The organism is Flavobacterium sp. (assembly GCF_036782315.1).
In the GTDB taxonomy this organism is placed as follows: domain Bacteria; phylum Bacteroidota; class Bacteroidia; order Flavobacteriales; family Flavobacteriaceae; genus Flavobacterium.
Window position 1 is genome coordinate 13238 of record NZ_DAIPZK010000005.1, and the last position, 23593, is coordinate 36830.

Here is a 23593-nt window from a genome sequence, read left to right on the forward strand (position 1 = left end):
CGATAAAAATGGAGACAAAAAAAAGTATTGTGGGGATAACTTTTAGTACGTTTGATTTACTTCATGCAGGTCACATAAAAATGCTTGAAGAAGCCAAATTGTATTGTGATTACCTAATTGTAGGTTTACAAACAGATCCTACCATTGATAGACCAGAGAAAAATAAGCCTACACAAACTATTGTGGAGCGTTATATTCAACTTAAAGGGTGCAAGTTTGTTGATGAAGTTGTTCCATATGCAACAGAACGAGATTTAGAAGATATTCTTCAAAGTTTTCCTATTGATGTTAGAATACTTGGAGATGAATATAAAGATAAACCTTTCACCGGAAGACAATATTGTGAAAAAAATGGCATTAAACTTATTTATAATAAGCGAAATCATCGTTTTTCAAGTAGTGGATTGAGAAAACAGGTATACGATTATGAATGCTTAAAAACTATAAAAGCATGATACATCCAAATACAAAAGTGGAATTCATCAGTAGAGAAAAAGGGTATGGGCTTGTGGCTACTCAATTCATTCCAAAAGGAACTATTACTTGGGTTCAAGATGAATTGGATCAGATTTTTACCAAAGAACAAACAGCAAATTTTAATCCTATAACAAAACTGTTTTTAGATAAGTATTGTTTTACTAATAATCAAGGGCAACAAATATTGTGTTGGGATAATGGAAAATACGTAAATCATAGTTTTACTCCAAGTTGTTTCAGTACACCTTATGATTTTGAAATTGCTATTCGAGATATTTATCCAGGAGAAGAATTAACAGATGATTATGGTTATTTGAATGTAGAAAAACCTTTTCTTGCTATTGATGAAGGAACATCAAGAAAAATGGTATATCCAAACGATATTTTAACGTATTATAAAGAATGGGATTTACTAATAAAAGTAAATGTTCCTAATGTTTTAGTTACACATCAACCTTTGAAATGCCTAATTCCTGAAGCAACATGGGATGAATTTGTTCAAGCGGTTAAAAATCCTATGCTATTAAAGTCGATACAAGATTGTTATTATGATAGAGAACTTCACTTGAAAAAAATAGTAGATTTTTAAAACCATAGTATGAATAATAAACAAAAAGAACTGAGCAATGAACACATGTCTAATGAAAGAACTTTCTTAGCATGGATTCGAACGGGTATAGGAATTATGGTTTTTGGTTTTGTAACGGTTAAATTTTCGCTGTTTGTGAAACAATTACCCGCTAAGTTCTTTCAAGATTCCACTATCCCTAATAATGGATATTCTATTGCAATAGGAATTGCTTTGGTGATAACAGGAGCTTTAACCATATTGCTTTCATATTGGCATTATCAAAGAACTTTTAGATTACTCAACAAAGGAGAATATCTATATTCTACTTTACTGGTTACTATGTTAACAGTAATTATTTTTACAATGAGCATTTTACTAATTGTTTATCTTATTGTAGCCTCTTATCCATTTACATAAAATATTCACAAAAAAAAAAGAGATGTCAAAAACATCTCTTTTTTGTTATTTAAAACCAAAATATTTTATTTTTTACCAAGATTTAAGTCTCCTGATCCGCTATATTGATTTCTGGAATTGAAATCATCATTATCATCATCATCTTCATCGGACATATCACCATTGTCAAGGTTTTTATCATGAGCATCATGTCCTTCTAATTTTACAAGTTTGTTATAAATACCAAGTAATAGGAAAGGAGCTGCCCATTGGCCAACAAATAACGCTTTGTCTTTTTCGCCCATTAGTTTTAAAGTTAAGGAAGTTCCCATTGCAGCTAATGAAGCATACAAAAATAAATCGGATGGCAACTTTGAAGTCTGTTTTTCTATTGCTTTAGCAGTTGCACCTTCTGTGTGATTTTTTTCTAGTACCATAATTTTTCATTTTTTTTGTTAATAGTGTAAAATTACTTGTTGAAGAGAGATAAAATTTTACAGAATTTCAAACATGTGTTGCAAAATTATAATTGGTTGACTAAAAGCATTTTCGTAATTATATAACTTAAAAAAAGGAAATTGAAAATAGTTTTTGAATTATCTCATTAGCTTTATTCTACGTTATTGGTATTCTTCATAATAAAATAAAAAGCAAATGAATAAGTTTAAATCGCCACTAAAAAAAGGAACAGAAAGTTCAGGAGAAAATGTTTCCTTCTGGATTGATTCTAGTGCTAAAGAAGCATTTGAAACTCCCGATCGAAATATCCATACTGAGGTTCTTATAATTGGTGGAGGTATTGCGGGATTAACCACAGCATATAAATTATTAAAAAGTGGTAAAAAAGTGGTTGTAGTTGAAGATGGATTCATTGGAAGTGGTGAATCGGGAAGAACAACAGCTCATTTAAGTAATGCTTTCGATAATCGCTATTATTACCTTGAAAATGTTTTTGGTAAAGAAATAACAAAACAAGTTGCTTTAAGTCATACAGAAGCCATTGATGAAATAGAAAGAATAGTTACGACTTTAGATATCAATTGTTCATTTAAAAGAATTGCAGGATATTTATTCTTAGATGAAACCGATAAAGAAGAAAGTTTGGATAGAGAATTTGAAGCGACACAAAATGCTGGACTTCCAACGGAAATATTAAATACAACACCAGGTTTAAACGGTGGTGAAGAAATTCGTTGTTTAAAATTTAGTAATCAAGCTCAATTTCATATTCTCCAATATCTCAACGGACTAGCCAAAGCAATTGTTTCTTTAGGTGGTGTTATATTTGAATGTGCACATGCACAAAATATTTCAGATAAAGGTGCAGAAGTTAATGGTTATACATTTTTAGCCAATCATATTGTGGTAGCAACTAATAGTCCAATAAACAATTTGGTACAAATGCATACCAAACAATATGCTTATCGAACTTATGTAATTGCGGGTAAAATACCAAAGGGATGTTTACCTTATTCTTTATGGTGGGATACAGGAGATTATAAATCTAAATTAAGAACAAAGCCTTATCATTATGTGCGTATTGAAAACTATGATGAAAATTATGATTTACTCATTTCAGGTGGTGAAGATCACAAAACAGGACAATTAGATGAAGAAGATTTTTCTGCAAATGAAAGATACATGAGATTAGAAGCTTGGACGAAAAATTTTTTCCCAATGCTAGGAGATATTTCCTATAAATGGTCAGGACAAATAATTGAACCAATTGATACATTAGGATTTATGGGTAAAAACCCAGGTGATGATAACATTTATATTATAACCGGAGATTCGGGTAATGGAATGACTCATGCTACTATTGGCGCCTTGATTATAAGTGATATGATCTGTGGAATTAAAAATAAATGGGAAGAAATTTATGATCCAAATCGAATAACTTGGAAAACTTCGGGAGATTTTTTGAAAGAAGCCGGTAATATGGCAGCCCAAATTTTGGATTGGATTAAAGAATCAGATTTAAAAAATACAATTCAATTAGATAATGGGGAAGGCGGTATTATTACTTTAGGTTTAAAGAAAATTGCTGTATATAGAGATTACGATAATTCGTTAGCTGCATATTCAGCAGTTTGTCCTCATTTAGGTTGTATCGTAAAATGGAATTCTGACGAAAAATCTTTTGATTGTCCTTGTCATGGATCCAGATTTGCGTGTGATGGAACTGTAATAAACGGTCCAGCTGAAAGTAATTTGAATAAGATTGGCTTAAAATAATTTTTTTAATTTTTGAACTTAAAGGGTAATCACAAGAAGTTTCTTTCATCATAACATCGTAATTGTATAAGAAATATTTAAAATTATATAAAAGTTAGGTTTTCTATATAATGATCTTTGGTAGTCAATTTTATTATTTGATTTATGACTCTAAAATTATTTTCTAAGACTACCTACATATCTTTTATTTTCACTTTTTTCTTTACTTCATTATTAGCTCAAAATAAAGAAAATAATTTCATCGTAACATTGGCACCGCTAGCTTTGATTGATATTTATGATGGAGCTTCTGTTCGAATAGGTTCTGAAATTAAACTTCATCAAAATGTCTCGTTTGGATTAGAAGGTGGTTCCTATCTTACCTATTTGAAATCAACAAAAATAAATCCTAATGGATATTTAATTCGACCTATTGTAAAATACTATCTAAATAAACAAAATTGTTTTGGTAAGTATATCGCATTAGAATATCAATATAAGAACCAAACTTATGAAATGAGAGATAGTATACGAATGGAAGCTGATACATATGAAAAACAATATGGTATGAAGCGAATTATACATTCTGCCGTATTCAAATATGGTAATCTTAAAAATATTGGAGAAAATTTTCTTTTAGAATGGTATTGTGGAATAGGAATTCGACACATTCGTTCTTTTTCCAATTTAACCGGAGAAGAAAGTGATGGAATTCTTACTGGAGAAGAAGGAGATTGTCCTATTCAGGAAGATATTATTCGCTTAACAGGAACTCGAATATTTCCTGATTTCCGCCTTGGAATAAAATTAGGTTTTCGATTAAAATAATAACAAATGTCAAAATGCCTGAGGGTCCATCAATAGTAATTTTAAAAGAGTTAGTCCAGCAATTTGTTGGAAAAACTATCCTTGCTGTTGAAGGGAATAGCAAAATTGATATTCATCGATTAAAATATTTAAAAGTTATTTCCTTTAAAAGCTGGGGAAAACATTTTTTGATTTGTTTTAGCAACTTTACACTTAAGGTACATTTTTTAATGTTTGGCACCTATAGAATCAATGAAAAAAAGGATAATGCTACACCACGACTAAGTTTGGAGTTTGAAAATGGAGAAATTAATTTATATAGTTGTTCTATAAAATTTTTAGAAGGCGATATAAATTTACATTATGACTGGGCTGCAGATGTAATGAATGAGCAATGGAATCCAAAAAAGGCAAAGCAAAAACTGAAAGAAATTCGTGATAATATGATTTGTGATGCTTTATTAGAACAAGAAATCTTTTCGGGTGTTGGAAATATAATTAAAAATGAAGTGTTGTATCGAATGCGTATTCATCCTGAATCAATAGTTGAAAATATTCCATTACGAAAACTGAATCAAACGATAAAAGAATGCTCGCTTTACAGTTTTGAATTTCTAGAATGGAAAAGAAATTATGTATTAAGAGATCATTGGCTTGTTCACACAAAAAAAATATGTCAAAACTGTCAAATTCCTTTGCAACTTAAATATACCGGAAATAAGAAGCGGAGAAGCTTTTTTTGTAGCAATTGCCAAATTTTATATAAGTAAGATACTGTTGTTCTTTGTCAACACTTTTCTATTTTTTTTGTCTCAAATTTTAAAATCTTTAAACCTTGTTAATAAATATAATTATTGAAGTTGTATAAAACTTTTTCATAATCTATTGGTTATGTAATAATTATGTAAGATTAATATGAAATTCTGCAAAGTGAACGAACCCAGACATTCTAAATTTGTAATATATATAACCAATTAAATTTTAATGTTATGGAAAGTTCTAAAAAGAATTCTGACAACAAAGGTTCTGACAACAAAGGTTCAGGAGCAAAAGGAAATGCAGGAAAAACTACTGCAAAAAAATCTGATTCTAAAGGATCTGATAAAGATTCAAAATCAAAATCAGATAAAGATTAGTGTTTAACCATTAAAAAAAAGTATTATGGAAAATCAAAAAAGCGGCAATTTCAATAATGATAACCGCAAAAACACAGGAAGAGCAAATGATTCTAATTTTAATAATGAGGATGAAAATGTAAACTCTGACCGTTCTAGAAACTTAGGAAATAACAATCCAAATTCGCCAACTGATAGCAGATCAAACTCCAATGATGGAAATAATACTGGTTATGATTCAGATTTACCAGGATCTTCTACTAACCGTGATATTATGGATACCAATAATCCAAGAGAACGTGGAGACGAAAATAGAGAAGATATGGGGGATGAATTTGATGAAACTCTAGATACTGATCAAGATGAATTTTTAGAGCAAAATCAAAAACGTCAACGTCAAAATCCAACTTCAGATAATCTATGATTCACATAGTTATTTAAGAATTTCTAATCATGTTTAGTTTTTATTCGCATTAATGACTAAAGTAAAACTTAAACTTCTGTGGTTGGTTTTCTTTAGTCATTACTTTAAAGTAAAATTTAATCAATTTAAAATAGTATCCAATGGAATCAAAAAATAAAGAATCAGATAATAAAAATGATTCAAAAAAGAAGACAGGTAAAGTAAAGATGAGTCAAAATGCAGCAGAAGGTCTTAGAGAGCTTTTCATAGATTCATTAAAAGACATTTACTGGGCTGAAAAAGCATTAACAAAGGCATTACCTAAAATGGCTAAAAACGCAACTAATAGTGATTTAATTTCAACAATTGAAGAGCATATTGAAGTTACACAAAAACAAGTAACAAGACTAGAGGATGTTTTTGCCAATTTAGGAGAACGAGCTTCAGCAAGCAAATGTGAAGCCATGGAAGGTTTAATAAAAGAGGGAGAAAGTATTCTTGAAGAAACAGAACCGGGACCGGTGCGTGATGCGGGTATTATTGCAGCCTCACAAAAAATTGAGCATTATGAAATTGCCACATACGGCACATTGGTGGCTTTTGCCTCAACATTAGGGGAAGACGAAGTGGCGGATTTATTAATAGAAACATTGGAAGAAGAAAAGGAAGCAGATGTAGCCTTAACTGAAAACGCTTATAATTCTATTAATTTTGACGCAGCTGACCTAGATAAATAAATTGCTAAAAAAGGAAGGAGAAAAACTCTTAGAGCCTGTTACATCTTATATGTGCAGGCTTTTTGATTTTTAAAGATGAATGATTTCATATTTATTTTCGCTCTAAACATCCTTTCTAAACTTTGATAACAAACAAAAAAATGGAGATGAAAAAATTTATTTTTAATAATAGTTTGTCCATAGTATTTTTATTATTTTTTGCTATTGCTTTTATAGGTCAAATAATTACTGGCATTAAAGTTTATAATTCAGAGCTTCATTCAAAAGGTATAGAAGTAGTTGATATGAGAAATTATTTGGTTTCTGGACACTTTATACAATCTACTTTTGAAAATTGGGAAAGTGAATTTCTACAAATGGCAATGTTTGTATGGTTCACTATTTTTTTAAAACAAAAAGGATCTTCTGAATCAAAAAAGTTTGATGTAAGTGATGAGGTGGATAAAGAACCATATATAAAACGTAAAAATGCTCCATGGCCAGTAAAGAAAAGAGGTGTGATATTGTTTTTATATAAACGTTCTCTAACGTTGGCGTTACTATTTTTGTTTATGTTTTCTTTTGTGATACACATTTACGGAAGTTAGAAAGATGAAAATTTACATAGAAAAATAGAGGGTGAGGAAATACAAAAATTAAGCGAATATTTATTTAGTGCGCGATTGTGGTTTGAATCATTTCAGAATTGGCAAAGTGAATTTTTATCTGTTTTTACCATAATAGTTTTATCTATTTATCTCAGACAAATAGGTTCACCTCAATCAAAGCCAGTGGATGCACCTAATGATGAAACAGGAACTTAATGCAAAATTTCTTATGATTCTTTTTCAATATATTCCTGATATTATACAACTATTAAAAAAAGGAAACAACTTTTGAGTTGTTTCCTTTTTTAACTTAAAAACTGACTAAAATTTATCTAATGTAAACTTCAATGTTACCACTCGCATCTTTAAGTTTTAATTGACTAAAGGTAAGATTTTCGATATCTTGAACAGTTGTTACACCATTTACTACTCTCGTTAAATTATTATGGGATCTTGAGTATATTCCTTCTTGAGTAGTAAGTGCACATTCGCTAATTGTAGAATCGTAATCTCCTTGTACAACAGTGTTGTCAGTATTTAGATCAATATAGTCTTTTTCACACCCAGATTGATTTTGAGGTGCATCAATTAAAGTTTCTGTACCTCCAACTGTGGTACCTACTTTACTAATTTTCCATTTTCCAACTAACGGAGCAATTGTTTCTCCACCATTGTCATCATCATTATTGCATGAAACTGCAAAAAATCCAAAACTGATGACCAATGCCAATGCTAATAATTTAATTCGATTTTTCATATTAATTTATTTTAATGTTTGATATAAAATTAATTGTTAAGTATCGATTAGCTCTTACACTATAATAAGTCTTATTTATATAATTTTATTACCTCACTATTTATAGCATTTTTCACTATTAATCTTAGATTATGCGGGATTATACTTCTTTTATTTGCGATTAGACAAAAAAAGAAAGCTTAGCATATGCTAAGCTTTCCCACTTTTCTCAATTTTATTATTATCTCAGATTACTTTGTGATTTTACTGACAAAAAATACTATCAAAATAACCATTGTTTTTAAAATTAGAGAAAGTTATTTTCTAATGATCTACATTATTTTTTCTTTTTTTTACCTAAATTAGCTATTGTTTCCTTAGCCTTACTTATTGCTGTTGCAATTGTGGCACCTTCATCTAAATTACCCGTTTTTAGTATAGCATTTGCAATTTCAATCGCTTTATTGCGCACTTTACTAGGAAGATTTTTCATAGCATTCGGATATTTCTTTTTAGTCCAAGGCATTGGCTTAATTTTTTAAAACAAACAATATTTCTTCAGGTTATTTTTTTGGATTTGTTTTAAATCCCCATAATTCTACATGAGCTTTTTTGTCCGTGTTTTTATCTAGACTTTTATATCTAAATTCAATTTTTTGAACATTTTTTTCGCCACCAAAAGTAACTTCTTGCGTTTCACCAGGAGTATAAAATTCTTTTTTCAGTGTAACGGTTTTTTTCTCATCATTATCAAAATAAATTACAAAAGATTCCATGTTAATTGAACCATCTGTTACTTTGATTTTGATTGAAGAAAAACGGTTAGCCCCAATAACTAAAATTTGATCTGTTTCATTTTTAAAATCAACTTTCGTTTCGCCTATTTTATGCCAGCCATCTTTATCGCTGATAACTAGTTTAGGGTCTTGTGCTAACATAGGAACATAGGTGGCTACTAAAAGTAGCATTAATACAAACTTTTTCATCTTTTTTTCTGTTTTTAAATTATTTGAAAATACAATTGTTTATAAACTTTTGATATTTCAAAATTATAAAACAGGTACTATTAGATTCTTACACAATTTTTGAGATTAATTTCAAAATTGTTAGTTTACTAAAAAAAAGGAGAGGATTTAAAACGGATATCCAATTGCTAAATTAAAGACTAGGTTTTCTTTACGCCATGAACTATTGCCAAAATCAATTTCATTTAGCACCCATCTTTGGTTGTCTTCATAATAAGGTTTACGTATTGGGAAGGCAAGATCAGTTCTTAAAAGTAGGAAAGAAAGATCAAAACGCAATCCTAGTCCGGTTCCTACAGCTAGCTGTTTCATAAATTCTTTAGAAAATTCAGCGCCTGGTTTTTCGTTATTTTTATTCATGAGCCAAATATTTCCAGCATCTACAAAAACAGCGCCTTTTACAATACTGAATAACTTTGTTCGATATTCCACATTAAATTGTAATTTGATGTCTCCCGATTGATCAGGTAAAAACGAATTATTTTCTGTTTCAGAAAAGTAGGAGCCAGGCCCAATAGATCGCGCTCTAAATGCTCTTATACTATTTGTTCCACCAATAAAAAACTGTTTGATAAAAGGTAGTTCTGTTGAATTACCATAACCATATCCAACACCAACAATAATTCGACTTGCCAGTTGAGATTCGGGTCCCAGTTTTATGTAATGACGAAAGTCATTCTCAATTTTTATAAATTGGCTAAATGCTACATTAAGGATTTTTGTTGTATCTCCTTTTTTTACATTAGCATTTGATAATATACCAGCTAAATTTCCTGATGTATCAAACGTTCCTTTATAATATACAGTATGTTTTTTAGCTGTTTCTGTTGTATTAGTGTAAGTATACGAATAAGAGGGACCAAAAATTAATTGTTTTTCAATAACTTTTCCTAAAGTAGGATTAAGAGCAATTTGATTTTTATATAAAGGTGTTACATTATTTGGACTAACATAATTAATATTAGTTATGTTTAATTGATGCTCTTTTCGGATATTTTCTTTCCACAAATAACCAAATGAACCTTTAAATGAGTTGAGCGCATATAATTGTTCTCTTTTTTGAAATTCGTATCCAATTGTAGCTTTAGTTTTTGGTACAAACCCACTAGAAGATTTTAGTTTAAATGGAGCAATAAATCGCGGCCAAATCAAACTGGCTTCAGAACCTATACGATATATGTTATAACCATTATTTTGTCCAGAAATTTGAAATTCCATTCCTCCAAAAAGGGAAAATGCAAGAAGTTCCGCTCCTTTAAAAGTATTACGGTTATTCCAATTTAAGCTTAATTCGGAACCTGTATAATTTGCAGAATTTGTTTTTCCTAATATTTCAACCCTAATTGATTTCTTTTTTAGTGGTGTTAAATAATAATAAGTATCCAATACATTATCAATTGAATCTGAAACTTTAAACTGATTTTTCACAAACTTAAAAGTTCCTAAATTAACTAAACGATTTAATGACAGGTTATGGTTTGTTCGGTTATATAAATCGCCTTTATGAAAGTAGAGAGTTCTATCAAAAATACGAGGATTAAATAATTTATCTTTATCAATTATTGTAAAATCATGATAATATTCAACGGCTGTAGTGTCTTTTTCAAGTTGATTTATTTTACGATTTCCCTCTTTAAGCGAATAATTTGGATAAATTATAATTTTACCAATAGTATATACCTTTTTTGCTTGTTCAGGAGTTTCTTCTTTTACTTTTATTATTAAATCGGTTTGATAGTTTCCAACTGTGCTATCTACTTGTATTTTTAGATAATCTGGTCCAAAATAATAATAACCTTGTTCTTTTAATCGAGCATCAATTCGGTTACGTTCGGCTTTTATGGTATTAAAATCATATCCATCACCATTTTTAAGAAGTGTTTTGTCTTGAGTTAAGAAAATGGCTTTACTTAAAGCTGATGAATCTGCAGGAAATTTAATTTCTTTTATACGATATTGTTTACCAGGATAGGCTTCATATTCTGCAGTTACCCGTTTGCCTCTTTTTGTAGAATCTGCAGAAGCTCGTGCTTTAAAATAACCTCGGTTTTCTGAATAATTTTGTATGAGATTTCTTGAATATCCTAAATCAACTTGACTGAATAAAACAGGTGGTTCTCCCAATTTATTTCGCAACCAATATCGTATTCCTTTCTCTTTTTTGGGTTCGCCAGCTAAATTATAAAAAAACAATTTTACACGTAAACCAAGAATTTTAGAATTTGGTTTGGGACGTAAAATTCCTTTAAGTTCTTTTTCTAATGCTTTACGTTCGTTACGAGAAATAGAAGAATCAATCACTTTTACTTTTCCTCCTACATATAATAATTCGCCTTCAGGTAAATGGCGCGTATTACTGCATGACCAAGTGGTTAGTAATGCTACTAAAAAAAGAAAATAATATAGTTTTTTGGTTCTCATATCCTTTGCTTTTTATCTTTTTTGAAGAGAAATGTTTTTTAATTTTTTATGTTTTCTTCTCTTTTTTCTCTTCTTTTTTTCTTTTTCATATTGTTTATCATTTCTTTTTCTTCCTCTGAGTGATGAAAAAGTTCTTTAAACTTATTGTAATCCATGGTAATAATAAAGGCAACACCAGTTTCAATAATTTGTCCTTGTAGCGCTACTTGATATTCATTTTTTCTATAAGCTCTTAGCATGTATCGTCCATCTTTTGAAAGTTGATAGTCTAATGAAACATCGCCTGCAATGTTGGTTGTTTCTCTATTTGCTTGTACTGGTCCTTCGATACCAAAGCTACTGCCCACAGTAACTTTTAATTTGTCATCAAGCAATCTTTTAGAAACACCAACATTTAAATCAGTTCTATTTTCTCGAGTTCCAGTTGTGTAATCATCCGATGCTTCTAAATCAAAATCAAGTTCGACACCTTCTATAAGATTTCCAGCTAAATTATTTAGTTGTTGCGACATCATTTTGCTAACACTTTGTCTCACTATTGATTCGGTTCCTGAATGAGATTCACTAGAAAAAGGATTTTCTCCAATAAAACGGTTCAATAGTAATAAGGCAAAAACTTGCTTGTTTAATTCATCTGGTTGTTGGCGGAGTTGTTCTAATTTAGTTCTTGTATTGCTTACTATTTCCGAAGAAACATTATAGTTTCCTTCAGGTAATATGATATCAAAAGTAATTTCAGGCTTAAGTAATTCGCCTTTCATTTTTAAATGCGTTTCAAATGGAATTCTTTGTTTATAAGTATTTCTAACTGCTGGAGAAATATTTCCTAATTGATCATCAAGCAAGTCAATTGGTGCTGTTTTTGTTTCGTAAACCGCAGTTATGTTAATATTTGCCGTTGTAGGTTCGCCAGTCCATAAAATGTAACTTCCTTCGTTAATTTCAAATTTTCTTTTCAGATAATTAAATGTCATTTCATAGGTTCCTTCTTTTAGCTCATAACGACCCGTTAATGTTGTTTTTCCAGATTCATCAATTCCTCCTGTAAGTTGTGCTTCTCCTTTAAGTTTTAAATAATCGCCGTTTCCTTTATCGATTATCATAGTAAGTTCGGCATCTTTATCTATTTCAATAGTAGCCGAAACATTCATACTTTTGAACTTGGTTTGACTTATTGAATCAGTTGCAATTAGCAGCCTTTTGTCTATTTGTGGAGCATCTTGATCAATAAATTCTACTATTCCTTCTCTATCTGTTATTGAAGGATTTGATTGTGGAAGTACTATTGTAAGTTCAGTATTTTCATTGACTTTTATATTTCCATCTATAATAGGTTTGTTTTGATTTCCTTTTATAGTCAAATTTGTATCTATATAAAGTTTTCCATAGTATAAATCATTGTCTTTTGCAGTAGAATTAGTGACTCTAAAATTATTACCGTTTACTCTTAGATTGAAAGCAAAATCACTATAATTGGATGTGACAATTTTTCCTCTTAATAGTAAAATGTTTTTATCAGAATCAGATAAACTAAAGTTTTTAAATTCCATCCTTTCTTCTGTAAATGTAATTTTATCATTTAGTAATTCAAATGCTGAATTTAGCTTAGTTACTGTAAATGCCCCATCATTGAATTTTAATTCACCAATAATTTTAGGTTGATCTAAATTTCCTTTGATATGAAATTTTCCTGATAAATAGCCACTACTTTTTGTTAGTTGATCTTGAGTAAAAGGTTGAATGCTTATTAAATTTAACTGTTTTAAATCGAGATTCAAATCAAAACTTTTATTGGTGTTTTGATATATTCCATGGAGTTTTGCATCATTTCCTTGACCCGTTATGGTTGTTTCAATGGCATAAGTATTGGCTACTTTATTATTAACTTTTACGCTAATATCTCCTACATTTTCCTTCTTATAAGTAAAATTTTTGATGGTAATATCAGAAACAAATACAGGTTGGGTTTTAATATTTTCAATAGTAGCTTCACCATTCATAATACCTCCAAACGCTAAAGATTCTTTTTGTATTGCCCGCGAAATTGTCTCAATATTAAAATCATTGAATTGAAGAATTAAAGGTGAATTTCCTTTTTCAAATTGAGATTGTAAAGCTATGGTACTGTTTCCGTTTTTTAAAACAAACTCATTAGCATAAATTCCGTTGTTACTTAAACGGATAAGATTATTTTCAGAAATAGACCATTTTTCATAATTCAGCATGAGATCTTGAGGTGACAAATGAATTTTTGTATTACCATTATCAGCTTTCACTGTTCCAGCGATAATATATTGATCTTTGTCTTTTTCATCTCTAAGTTGGAGCTGATAGGTTAGCAAATTATCTTTTACAGAACCTTCTATTTGTGTATTTGGTAGTCGAAATTGAACATTTTGTATTTCTCCAAGGGTGGCGTTATAAACTAAAGAATCATCATTTGTGTTTATTTTAAAAATTCCATTGCTAATAATGTTTTCACCGTAAATAAGTTTTGGCACTTTAGCATTCAGTACAATTGTATCATTAGCACTATTATAACGACCGTTAATGTTAATGGGTTCTACTTGTTTAATTTCTGAAATGAGTTTCATTATAATTGGATCTTCGCTTATAGTAACATCAAAATTGAAATTTTGTGGTTTAGTTTTGATGGTAGTGGCAGGTTGTACTGCATAATATTTATTGATGGAATTTGTAATTGCAGGAACAATTTCATTCAACTGATATTTTCCAAAAACATTTGCTTTTATAAACTGAGATTGCAATTGTAAAGTATTCTTTTCTGCAGTAGAAGTGGCTGTGATATGAATAGAATCTAGTGGAAACTGACCTTTCTCATTCACTAAAAGTAAGTTTTTGGCTGTAAGTATTCCATTAAGATGATCCACAGAAGCAGATGTCATTTTAACGTCAAATTCACCTCTAAATTTTAATGGTGTGTTGTTAAAATTGAGTTTTTGTAAATCGGCTATTGCAATATTCATTTTCATGTTAACTTCAGGATAGGAGGCATTAAAATTACCATTTGAGGTTAAATCAAATTCGAGATTTGGATCTTTGATTTTTGCTGAAGCGGTATATAATCCATTTGTAATTTTTCCGTTTAAAGCTAAATTTTGATAGGTATAATTATTAAAAACACCTTTTTGCATAAAACCATTTAACCTTGCACTTGCACTTTTTGGACTTAATCCTGTACCATTCATATTTGCCTTCAGCGTAATTTTTCCAATTGAGGCATCTTTAATTAGTTTCCCAAGATCAAAATTATCCAGCGCAATAACACCGTTATATTTTTCAGCATTTTTAATTCGATTGTCAAAATTGGCTTTTATTTGAGCGTTACCTAAACTACTTATTAAAGTAAAATTTGTATCGAAGTTATTGAGTTTTCCTTTGAAAGTTCCTTTTAAGATTGTGTTTTGAGGCAATTGAATTGAAGTAGGAAGTGTTCCTTTTTTTACAGATTTATCTATATCCTGAGCACTTACATAAAGGTTTTTTATATTTAAATTATACCATGCTTTTTCTGTATTAGGTAAACCAATAATTCTTCCACTTACCGAAATACTTGAAGAGCCGATTCCACTTACATCTAAATATGGAAGCATTAAATCATTTAATTTTCCTTTTATTTGACCGTTGATATGGGCAATACTATTAGCATTATTTTTAAAAAAAGGGATTTGAGCCAAATCAGGTACAAAAAGTAAAATGTCATTAAAAGCTACGTGACTCTTTTGCAGATCAGCATTCATTGCTAATGAACCAGGGTTTGTTTTTAGTGCTTGTAATGATGGGTATTGTATAGTAATTTGATTTTGAATAAACGTTTTATTAGTTTTAAGAAATAGTTTTTTGAGTTGCACTCCATAAGCTGTGTAAGCAAAATGGGTTTGTAACTTTTTGATATTGAAACCGCTTTGTTCTTTCACTGTAAATGCCTCTATATTTCCTGAAAAAACATTTGGATTTGAAGTGTAATTTAAGTTTTTAGCCTCTAATTGTAACTGTTGTACATTTATATGATTGTAATCTATTCCTTTTGAAATTTTGGGAGAATTTTCATCATCAAATCGAAAATCTACATTCTTTATATTTACATCAGAAAGAAAGAGTTGCCATTTTGGAGTACTTTGCCTAGGAAGTTTTTCTAAATCAAGTTTTCGATCTAGTTTACCTAAAGTTAATCCACCTTTTAAGCCGTTTAATTCCAGCTTATTAATAGTAATTTCTTGTTTTGGCAAATTGGTTTTTTTAAAATCAATGAACAGTTTACTGAGTGAAAGACCGCTGTTTAATTTAGTTCCAGCATTGTCATACGTAACTTGAATATTACTCAAATCGATTTTCCCTAATTTGATATTTAAATCAGGTCGTTTTTTAATAATGGAATCTGTTTTAACAACCGTATTGGTGGCAATTTCTCGAAGTAACTCGCCTTGTTTTAAATTAGCTTTGAGTCCGTTGAGTTTTATTTTTGGGATTTCATAATCCATTTTTTTGAGGTCAAATTCTTTAATTTTTGTTTCTAAATGGTTTAATGAAATGTTGAAATTATTTTTAGTAATGGCATCATCAAAATAAACTCGAATGTTTTCTAAACGAATATCGTGTATAGAAAATTTCATTTCTTTTTGATTGCTTTTAGGAGTTTTAGAGGAAAAAGCATCAATGATGTAATCAAAATTATAAATAGAATCTTTATTGCGTTTTACATTGGCTGTTGTGTTTTTTAAACTAATAGAATTTATTTCAATTTCATCATTAAATAGTTTAAATAAACTAAGATTTACTGCTACTTTTTCACCTGAAAATAAAGTATCACCAATTTGGCTTTGAAAATAAACATTGTTTAATATGATTTTTTTTGGAAACCCGATTTCAATTTTTTCAATTTTTACAGGAGTTTTTATCTTTTCTTCTAGATAATTGACAGCTTTGTTTTTGATACTATTTTGTATTGCTGGAATTTGAATAGTTATTAGTAATAACAAAATTAAGCTGATAATACCAACTATTATCCAACCAAAAATTTTGAGGCTTTTTTTTATGTATTTGTTCACTTTCATTTGGTAGAAGTGATGTTTTTATATATTGATTTTATTGAAAAATTCAGATAATTAGCCTGTTTATATTACAAATATGACCGTTTTGAATTTTAATTAATTACAACTAAAAAGAAATCTTTTATATAATTCCATTAAGCTATGAATTAATTGAATAAAAAGTAGGAATCTTGAAACTACTTTATGAAATTATGAAACGAAAATTATAACCCCAAACTTAATTTTACAATTGTCTTTTACAGCGTAAATAACCACTGTAATTTAAATAAAATAATTGATTTATATTTTCAACTTAACACAAATTTATTATGAAAAGAATAAACGTAATGAAGATAGGTCTTTTGGTTATAGTTTCTATTTTATTTACTTCATGCGAGGTAATAGAAGGTATTTTCAAGGCAGGAATGGGTGTTGGAATTTTTTTAGTGATTCTTATAATTGCAATAATCATTTATATTTTAAATCGTTTGGTGAAAAAGTGATTTCAAAATATCAAACACTATAACCAGTCTGTAAAAAACAGTATCAACAAGACTCATCTTAATATATCAATTATCAATTCATTTGATTGAAACAAAATGTCTTTAAGCGTTTAAAAGATATTCAAAAACATAATACTATAACCGGCAATGTAACATCACTCGCTCATAACTTTTGTAATAACGTAAGTGTATGCAGCTGTTTTGTTCACATTTATGTTAGTTCGGTAGACAAACTTGCAGATGTAGTTTAATACTAGTTTTCGGTTTGCTATTTTCATAATAGTTGCATTGTCGGTTATATTTTTAAAAATGCTATAAAAGAATTAACAAAATTGATTTTACATACATTTTGGTTTTTCTAATATTCTAGTGAAAGTTATAAACAAAAATAAATAATCATGAAAACAAAAAATGAAACCGAATTATTGCAGGAACTAATATTGGGAACGCAAAAAAAGCGCGATAATGAATTACAATTATTAAAATATAATTTTCATGGTATATGCGAAAGTTTAAAGCCTTTAAACTTAATTAAACATGTTTTTGATGAAGTGGCTAATTCCAAAGAAATTAAAAATAATTTCACTCACAATATAGTGGGCTTGGGTACTGGATACTTAATAAAAAAGGCTTTAGTAGGAAATTCTGATAGCTTTATGAAAAGAATATTAGGATGGGCAATTCAATTAGGAACAATAAAATTGGTATCTGCAAATTTTAATGATATTAAGTTAGTTTCAGAACATTTTTTCAAGCAAATTTTTAATTCAAAAAAGCCTCAATAAAATTCTTTAAATGAAAAGTAGATTTAATAATTATGTTGTAGCAACCAAAGAGGCTTTACACTCATGGTGGCAAAAAGATCCTTTTAAAGAGAGTGCTGTAATTGCTTATTATTCTATTTTTTCATTACCCGGATTGTTGTCTGTTATTGTGTTTTTATCAGGGTACTTTTTTGATAAAGAAGTAGTAAATACAGAAATAACAAATGAAATTTCTAGTGTTATGGGAACCGAAACTGCACAACAAGTTCAAAGTATTATTCTAAAAGCCATGCAATCAAAAAAAACGCTTTGGGAAAATTTAATTGGTATAGCCATCATTTTGTTTGGTGCCACAGGAGTTTTTATTCAATTTCAAAAAGCTTTAAATAAAATTTGGAAGGTAAAAGAAGAAGAATCTAAATCGGGAATAATAGGTCTTTTTAGATCACGTTTATTGTCTTTCGGACTTATAATTGCTATTGCATTTATTTTGATTACTTCACTTTTAATTTCAACACTTTTGGCTGCATTAGGAAAATGGCTAACTCTGTATTTTCCTGACTCATTTTTCATCTTATTGTTGTGTTTAAATTTTTTAATTTCATTAGGGGTATTCACATTAGTATTTGGATTTATGTTTAAATACTTTCCTGATACAGATATTAGATGGAGCGATGTATGGTTAGGTTCCTTCATAACAGCTGTATTGTTTGAAATTGGTAAATCACTCTTAGGATTTTATTTTGGCACTTTTAAACCCGATTCGGGTTATGGATCGGGTGGTTCTGTTGTTTTGATTATGCTTTGGGTATCCTATTCTTCTATGTTAGTTTTACTTGGTGCAGAATTTACCTATAGTTACACTCAGTTAAAAAGAAATCGTGTTAAACATATAGAAACAAAAAAGTAAATAATGTTTTATTTAAATATGATGTCATGAAAATATCAAAAAAAACAAAAACGAATTACTTTGAAAAAATTGCAACAAGAATATCTAAAATGACAGGTAGTACTTCTGCTTTTATTTTGGCGTCTTCATTAGTTATAATTTGGGCAATTACTGGACCTTTTTTTAACTTTTCAGAAACATGGCAATTAATAATTAATACAGGTACAACAATCATTACTTTTTTAATGGTTTTTTTAATTCAAAAAGTTCAGAATAAAGATTCCTTAGCTATACAGTTAAAGTTAAATGAATTAGTGGCTTCACATGAATTTGCAAGTAATCGTTTGATTGATATTGAAAGTATGACTGAAGAAGAAATGGATATCATTCAAAAATACTATCATAAGCTAAGTCAATTATCCCAAAAAGATCAATCCTTGCAAACTTCACATTCCATTGACGAAGCACAAAATGTACACAAATCTAAGAAAGTACGTAAAATGAAAAACAGTAAAAAGAAGTAACCATCTTTTGTATGATTTTTTAATAAATAAATTATTGATGTTATGAATAAAACAAAAACATTTTCTAATCAAAAGCAAGAGCTTCCAGGTGATGAGTATAAAATGAAGCCTTTACCAGAAATAATTAGAGATAATTATAAAGGAAGTGATAAACTAAAAGGTAAAGTGGCATTTATATCAGGAGGTGATAGCGGTATAGGTCGAAGTGTAGCAGTACATTTTGCTCGTGAAGGTGCTGATATAGCAATTGCATATTTAGAAGAAGATAAAGATGCTAAAGAAACAAAAAAACTAATTGAAGAAGAAGGGCAACGTTGTCTCATTTTAAAGACTGATCTTAGCAATCCAGAAAATTGTAAAGATGCAATTGAGAAGTGTATAAAAGAATTTAGTACAATTAACGTATTGGTTAATAATCTTGCCGTTCAATTTCCAAAAGATAAAATAGAAAATATTACTATAGAAGAACTTCATACTACTTTTGAAACCAATATTTATTCTTTTTTTTATCTTACACAAGCTGCTTTAGCATACATGAAAAGCTTTGATTGTATTATCAATACTAGTTCTGTTACTGCATATAGAGGAAGTGAACATTTACTTGATTATGCTAGTACAAAAGGAGCTATTGTGAGCTTTACGAGAGCTTTATCTTCAATGTTGATAAAAAGAAAAATTCGTGTAAATGGGGTAGCACCTGGACCTATTTGGACACCACTAATTCCTGCCAGTTTTGATAAGGTTTCTGATTTTGGTAAAGATACTCCAATGGGACGAGCTGGACAACCAAGTGAAGTAGCGCCCGCTTATGTTTTCTTGGCATCCGATGATAGTAGTTATATAACCGGACAGTTTATACATATTAATGGGGGAGAAATTGTAGGAATATAAATTAATTTGATGGTTAATATTATAACAAACTTCAAAATTTAACGTTAATATATTTTACCATTCTTTTTAGCATTTCAATATTACGTGATTTGTTAAATATTTACATTAAAAAAATCAAGTCATTTTTGAGTTTATATTGAAAACTTCAGTGAAGTTGATTTTAATTTGACTCATCTTTTATTATTAACAAATGTTTAATTAAAATTAAATCAAATGGATTCTCATAATATAAATTAGAATCTTTCATTAAATTTTAAAAGCATAATAAATACAAGCCTTCTATCGATTTGTATAATCTAAATTTTACTGTTTAATATAGAATTATCTTTTATAAGCCATACCTGTGAATTCTGTAAATATTAAACAAATGTTTATAACTAATTTAAAGTTTTTTAAAGCGAAATTTGATAATCCTTTTAACCCAAATCATTTGAAACTATTTATAAAGTATATGGTAAGTAGCCGATGTAAATTGGCTGTTAGTAATGAACTCAAGAAGCTTGGGTTACATTTTATTGTGGTGGACTTAGGTGAAGTGGAAATTATGGAAGATATTGATGATGAAAAGAGAGAAATTTTGAGGCAAAATTTGAAAGAAATAGGGTTAGAATTAATAGATGATAAAAAAGCAATTTTAATTGAGAAAATTAAAACCATGATTATTCAAACCATTCATTATTCAGATGAGGCTTTAAAAGTTAATTTTTCTACTTATTTGTCAGAAAATCTTAATCATAATTACACTTATTTAGCCAACTTATTTTCAGAAGTGCAAGGCTCAACAATTGAACAATTTGTTATTCTTCATAAAATAGAACGAATAAAAGAATTAATTATTTATGGAGAATTAACTATAAGTGAAATTGCATGGAAAATGAATTATAGTAGTGTAGCTCATTTATCCAGTCAATTTAAAAAAGTTACTGGATATTCGCCATCCCATTACAAACAATTAAAAGATAAAAGAAGAAATCCGTTAGAAAACATAGGGGAATAATTGTAAACAATATGCAAATGTCAAAAGAAATGGTAGTTAAGTCAAACGAATCAAATGAGTTATTATTAAACTCTTTCAAAGATAGTACCATTAAAACAATTGTTTTTGATATTGATACTAATGAAGTTATGTTTGCAAATAAGGTTTTTCTCGATTTCTTTAAATATTCTAACAAAGAAATCATCGAAAAAAAAATTTCTGATATTTGTGAAATTTCAATCAAAAAACGTTTGAAAATTGCTTCTGAAGCTGAAAAAAAGAATGGAAACAGAAATAATATTGAAATTCAATTTGTAAATAAATTAGGCGAACAAATAACAATAAAAACATTTGTTGCTAACCTAATGTATAAGAAAAGAAATTGTAGATTATTTTTGTTGAGTGATACTTCAAAATTTCCCAAAGATCTGAATATTTCAGCTATTAAAAGCCATTTGAATTTCTCTAATAAAAGTGCCAAAAAGAGCATACTACCTAACGGAAATGCCATCATTCATAATAATGACGTTATTAATTTTTCCATACAAAATTCAAAAGATTTTATAGAATCAGTTTATAATCCACTATTTATTATAAATCTAGAAGGAATTATTTTGGAAGTTAATGAAGCTGCTATAGTTTTAACAGGTAAGCCTCGAACAAAACTAATAAATTCCTCTTTTATTAATTATTTTACAGATAAAAATAAAGTTAGAAACAACTTTGAACGAGTGTTTACAGAAGGAGTTATAAACAGTTTTTCATTAACTTTAAAAAACTATCAATTAAAGGAAAAATATTTTAGTACGGCAGTCTACAAATCGGTTGAAGGAAAAGTTATTGGTGCTATAATAATGGAAATTAATACCAATTCACATCATCTTTTGAAAAAGAAATTAGTTGAACCACAAGAATTTCCTCAGCTTGCTGCCACTATTTCAAAAGAAGCTAAAATAATTGCTGGAAATGCCATCCAAAATGCTCGCGAAATTGTAAAGCTAAAGCAGCAATTTTTATCTAATATGAGTCATGAAATTAGAACACCAGTTAATGTTATTACTGGATTTACTAAAATGTTATTAAAAACAGAAATTTCTGCTCAACAAAGAGAGTATTTAATGGCAATAAAAATGAGTGTAGATTCATTAATTGTTTTGATTAATGATATTTTAGATTTAGCAAAAGTAAATGCGGGTAAAATGGTCTTCGAGAATAAACCTTTCAAGTTGAAGACCTCGGTAAAAAACTTAGTAAAGCTGTTTGAACCCAAAATTCAAGATAAGAATTTAGAATTAATTGTAAATTATGATAACAAAATACCCGAGGTTATAAGTGGTGATGCCGTTCGCTTGCATCAAATTATTTTAAATTTATTAACAAATGCTATTAAGTTTACAAACCAAGGAAGTATTACATTTACAGTAGAACAACTCAATGAAAACAAAGATAGTGTTGATATTAAATTTTATGTTGCGGATACTGGTATTGGAATAAAAGAAAACGATTTAGAAAAAATATTTGAAACATTTCAGCAAGCAACAAACGAAAGTTCTAAAATGTATGGTGGAACAGGTTTAGGCTTAGCCATAACAAAACAATTGGTAGAAGGTCAAAAAGGTAAAATAGAAGTTAAAAGCGAATGGAACAAAGGATCTGTTTTCAGTTTTATTTTAAATTTTAAAAAGACTAATGAAGAAGTAGTTTCAGAGCCCGAAATAGTTGATTTAAATTCTGATAAAAAAGATGTAAAAATACTTGTTGTTGAAGACATGGAACTTAATCAATTATTGATGAAGACTATGTTAGATGATTTTGGTTTTGAGAGTGAAATTGCTTCCAATGGAAAAGTTGCAATTGAAAAACTAAAAGAAAAAAAGTATGATGTCATTTTAATGGATTTGCAAATGCCCGAAATAAATGGTTTAGAAGCAACCATGTATATTAGAAATAATCTTAAATTGACAATTCCTATAATTGCCCTTACAGCAGATGTAACCAGAATTGATGTTTCTTATTGCAAAAAAATTGGTATGAATGATTATATTTCAAAACCTATTGACGAACAGTTATTATACAATAAACTTATACGAATCATAGAAAAACCTAATTTAAACCTTGAAGATAAAATATATGGAAATAAAAAAGTAGAAAAACTGAAGCATTCAGATTTAAGTTATTTAACAAGAGTAACAAAATCTAACCCCAAATTAATGTCAGAGATAATTGCAACGTATTTAAAGCAAACACCTCTGCTAGTTAATACTATGAAACAAAGTTTTTTGGATAAAAACTGGGATTTACTAAAATCAACATTACATAAGATGATGCCTTCTTTTTCTGTTATTGGGCTAAACCCTGAAATTATAGAAATTGCAAATACTATACAAGATTATAATCCTGATAAAGAAAAGGAAGATGACTTGGAAAAAATGATTTTAGATATTGAAAATGCATGTAGAATTGCATGCAATGAACTAGAATTAGAACTGATTACACTTAAATAAAA

Annotated in this window: 21 protein-coding genes and 1 pseudogene; 16 read left to right on the forward strand and 6 right to left on the reverse strand. The window is 28.9% G+C overall.

Annotated elements, in window-relative coordinates:
* The first annotated feature begins 8 nt into the window (after positions 1–8).
* The 3 genes from V7P59_RS05820 to V7P59_RS05830 are packed head-to-tail and all read left to right on the forward strand — an operon-like array spanning position 9 to position 1465.
* The gene (locus tag V7P59_RS05820) at positions 9–455 is read left to right on the forward strand and encodes an adenylyltransferase/cytidyltransferase family protein (protein ID WP_333809215.1); all 447 of its coding nucleotides are present in this window, start codon (positions 9–11) and stop codon (positions 453–455) included.
* Entirely contained in the window at positions 452–1066 is a 615-nt protein-coding gene (locus V7P59_RS05825) for an SET domain-containing protein (RefSeq protein ID WP_333809216.1), read from the forward strand. The genes V7P59_RS05820 and V7P59_RS05825 overlap by 4 nt, the downstream gene beginning before the upstream one ends.
* A 9-nt stretch (positions 1067–1075) precedes the next feature.
* Positions 1076–1465, forward strand: a complete 390-nt coding sequence (locus tag V7P59_RS05830) for a YidH family protein (protein ID WP_333809217.1) — start codon at positions 1076–1078, stop codon at positions 1463–1465.
* 65 nt (positions 1466–1530) lie between these two features.
* Here V7P59_RS05830 and V7P59_RS05835 read toward each other — a convergent pair whose 3' ends face one another.
* A complete protein-coding gene (locus V7P59_RS05835; protein ID WP_333809218.1) occupies positions 1531–1881 on the reverse strand; it encodes a hypothetical protein in 351 nt (116 codons plus the stop codon).
* A 217-nt stretch (positions 1882–2098) separates the two neighbouring features.
* Here V7P59_RS05835 and V7P59_RS05840 point away from each other — a divergent pair, with 217 nt between their 5' ends.
* The 7 genes and pseudogenes from V7P59_RS05840 (at position 2099) to V7P59_RS05870 (ending at position 7523) form a co-directional block, all read left to right on the forward strand.
* Positions 2099–3679: an FAD-dependent oxidoreductase gene (locus V7P59_RS05840; RefSeq protein WP_333809219.1), complete on the forward strand. Its 1581-nt coding sequence runs from the start codon at positions 2099–2101 to the stop codon at positions 3677–3679.
* A 144-nt stretch (positions 3680–3823) separates the two neighbouring features.
* The gene (locus V7P59_RS05845; protein WP_333809220.1) at positions 3824–4486 is read left to right on the forward strand and encodes a hypothetical protein; all 663 of its coding nucleotides are present in this window, start codon (positions 3824–3826) and stop codon (positions 4484–4486) included.
* Positions 4487–4500: 14 nt separating this feature from the next.
* Positions 4501–5235: a DNA-formamidopyrimidine glycosylase family protein gene (locus V7P59_RS05850; RefSeq protein ID WP_333809221.1), complete on the forward strand. Its 735-nt coding sequence runs from the start codon at positions 4501–4503 to the stop codon at positions 5233–5235.
* Between the two features lie 219 nt (positions 5236–5454).
* Positions 5455–5601, forward strand: coding sequence for a hypothetical protein (locus V7P59_RS05855; RefSeq protein WP_333809222.1), 147 nt, complete (start codon positions 5455–5457; stop codon positions 5599–5601).
* 25 nt (positions 5602–5626) lie between these two features.
* Positions 5627–6004 carry a hypothetical protein gene (locus tag V7P59_RS05860; protein ID WP_333809223.1) on the forward strand — a complete coding sequence of 126 codons (378 nt, stop codon included), beginning with the start codon at positions 5627–5629 and terminating at the stop codon, positions 6002–6004.
* 140 nt (positions 6005–6144) lie between these two features.
* Complete coding sequence (locus V7P59_RS05865; protein WP_442902414.1) at positions 6145–6720, forward strand: YciE/YciF ferroxidase family protein; 576 nt, start codon at positions 6145–6147, stop codon at positions 6718–6720.
* A 146-nt stretch (positions 6721–6866) separates the two neighbouring features.
* Positions 6867–7523, forward strand: a pseudogene (locus V7P59_RS05870) (DUF6766 family protein).
* A 112-nt stretch (positions 7524–7635) separates the two neighbouring features.
* Here V7P59_RS05870 and V7P59_RS05875 read toward each other — a convergent pair.
* The 5 genes from V7P59_RS05875 to V7P59_RS05895 all read right to left on the reverse strand — a co-directional run bounded on the left by V7P59_RS05875 (position 7636) and on the right by V7P59_RS05895 (position 16564).
* A complete protein-coding gene (locus V7P59_RS05875; protein WP_333809224.1) occupies positions 7636–8064 on the reverse strand; it encodes a lipocalin family protein in 429 nt (142 codons plus the stop codon).
* 316 nt (positions 8065–8380) lie between these two features.
* Entirely contained in the window at positions 8381–8569 is a 189-nt protein-coding gene (locus tag V7P59_RS05880; protein ID WP_333809225.1) for a hypothetical protein, read from the reverse strand.
* 37 nt (positions 8570–8606) lie between these two features.
* The gene (locus tag V7P59_RS05885) at positions 8607–9029 is read right to left on the reverse strand and encodes a hypothetical protein (RefSeq protein ID WP_333809226.1); all 423 of its coding nucleotides are present in this window, start codon (positions 9027–9029) and stop codon (positions 8607–8609) included.
* 147 nt (positions 9030–9176) lie between these two features.
* Positions 9177–11489: a translocation and assembly module lipoprotein TamL gene (gene tamL / locus V7P59_RS05890; RefSeq protein WP_333809227.1), complete on the reverse strand. Its 2313-nt coding sequence runs from the start codon at positions 11487–11489 to the stop codon at positions 9177–9179.
* Between the two features lie 38 nt (positions 11490–11527).
* Positions 11528–16564 carry a translocation/assembly module TamB domain-containing protein gene (locus tag V7P59_RS05895; protein WP_442902415.1) on the reverse strand — a complete coding sequence of 1679 codons (5037 nt, stop codon included), beginning with the start codon at positions 16562–16564 and terminating at the stop codon, positions 11528–11530.
* A gap of 877 nt (positions 16565–17441) precedes the next feature.
* Here V7P59_RS05895 and V7P59_RS05900 point away from each other — a divergent pair.
* The 6 genes from V7P59_RS05900 (at position 17442) to V7P59_RS05925 (ending at position 23591) form a co-directional block, all read left to right on the forward strand.
* On the forward strand, positions 17442–17828 hold the full coding sequence (locus V7P59_RS05900; protein WP_333809229.1) for a hypothetical protein: 387 nt from the start codon (positions 17442–17444) through the stop codon (positions 17826–17828).
* A 10-nt stretch (positions 17829–17838) separates the two neighbouring features.
* On the forward strand, positions 17839–18717 hold the full coding sequence (locus V7P59_RS05905) for a YihY/virulence factor BrkB family protein (RefSeq protein ID WP_333809230.1): 879 nt from the start codon (positions 17839–17841) through the stop codon (positions 18715–18717).
* A gap of 26 nt (positions 18718–18743) precedes the next feature.
* On the forward strand, positions 18744–19220 hold the full coding sequence (locus V7P59_RS05910; RefSeq protein ID WP_333809231.1) for a low affinity iron permease family protein: 477 nt from the start codon (positions 18744–18746) through the stop codon (positions 19218–19220).
* Positions 19221–19262: 42 nt separating this feature from the next.
* Positions 19263–20111, forward strand: a complete 849-nt coding sequence (locus V7P59_RS05915) for an SDR family oxidoreductase (protein ID WP_333809232.1) — start codon at positions 19263–19265, stop codon at positions 20109–20111.
* Between the two features lie 430 nt (positions 20112–20541).
* Positions 20542–21108, forward strand: coding sequence for a helix-turn-helix domain-containing protein (locus V7P59_RS05920; protein WP_333809233.1), 567 nt, complete (start codon positions 20542–20544; stop codon positions 21106–21108).
* Positions 21109–21125: 17 nt separating this feature from the next.
* Entirely contained in the window at positions 21126–23591 is a 2466-nt protein-coding gene (locus V7P59_RS05925; RefSeq protein WP_333809234.1) for an ATP-binding protein, read from the forward strand.
* The last annotated feature ends 2 nt before the right edge of the window (positions 23592–23593 follow it).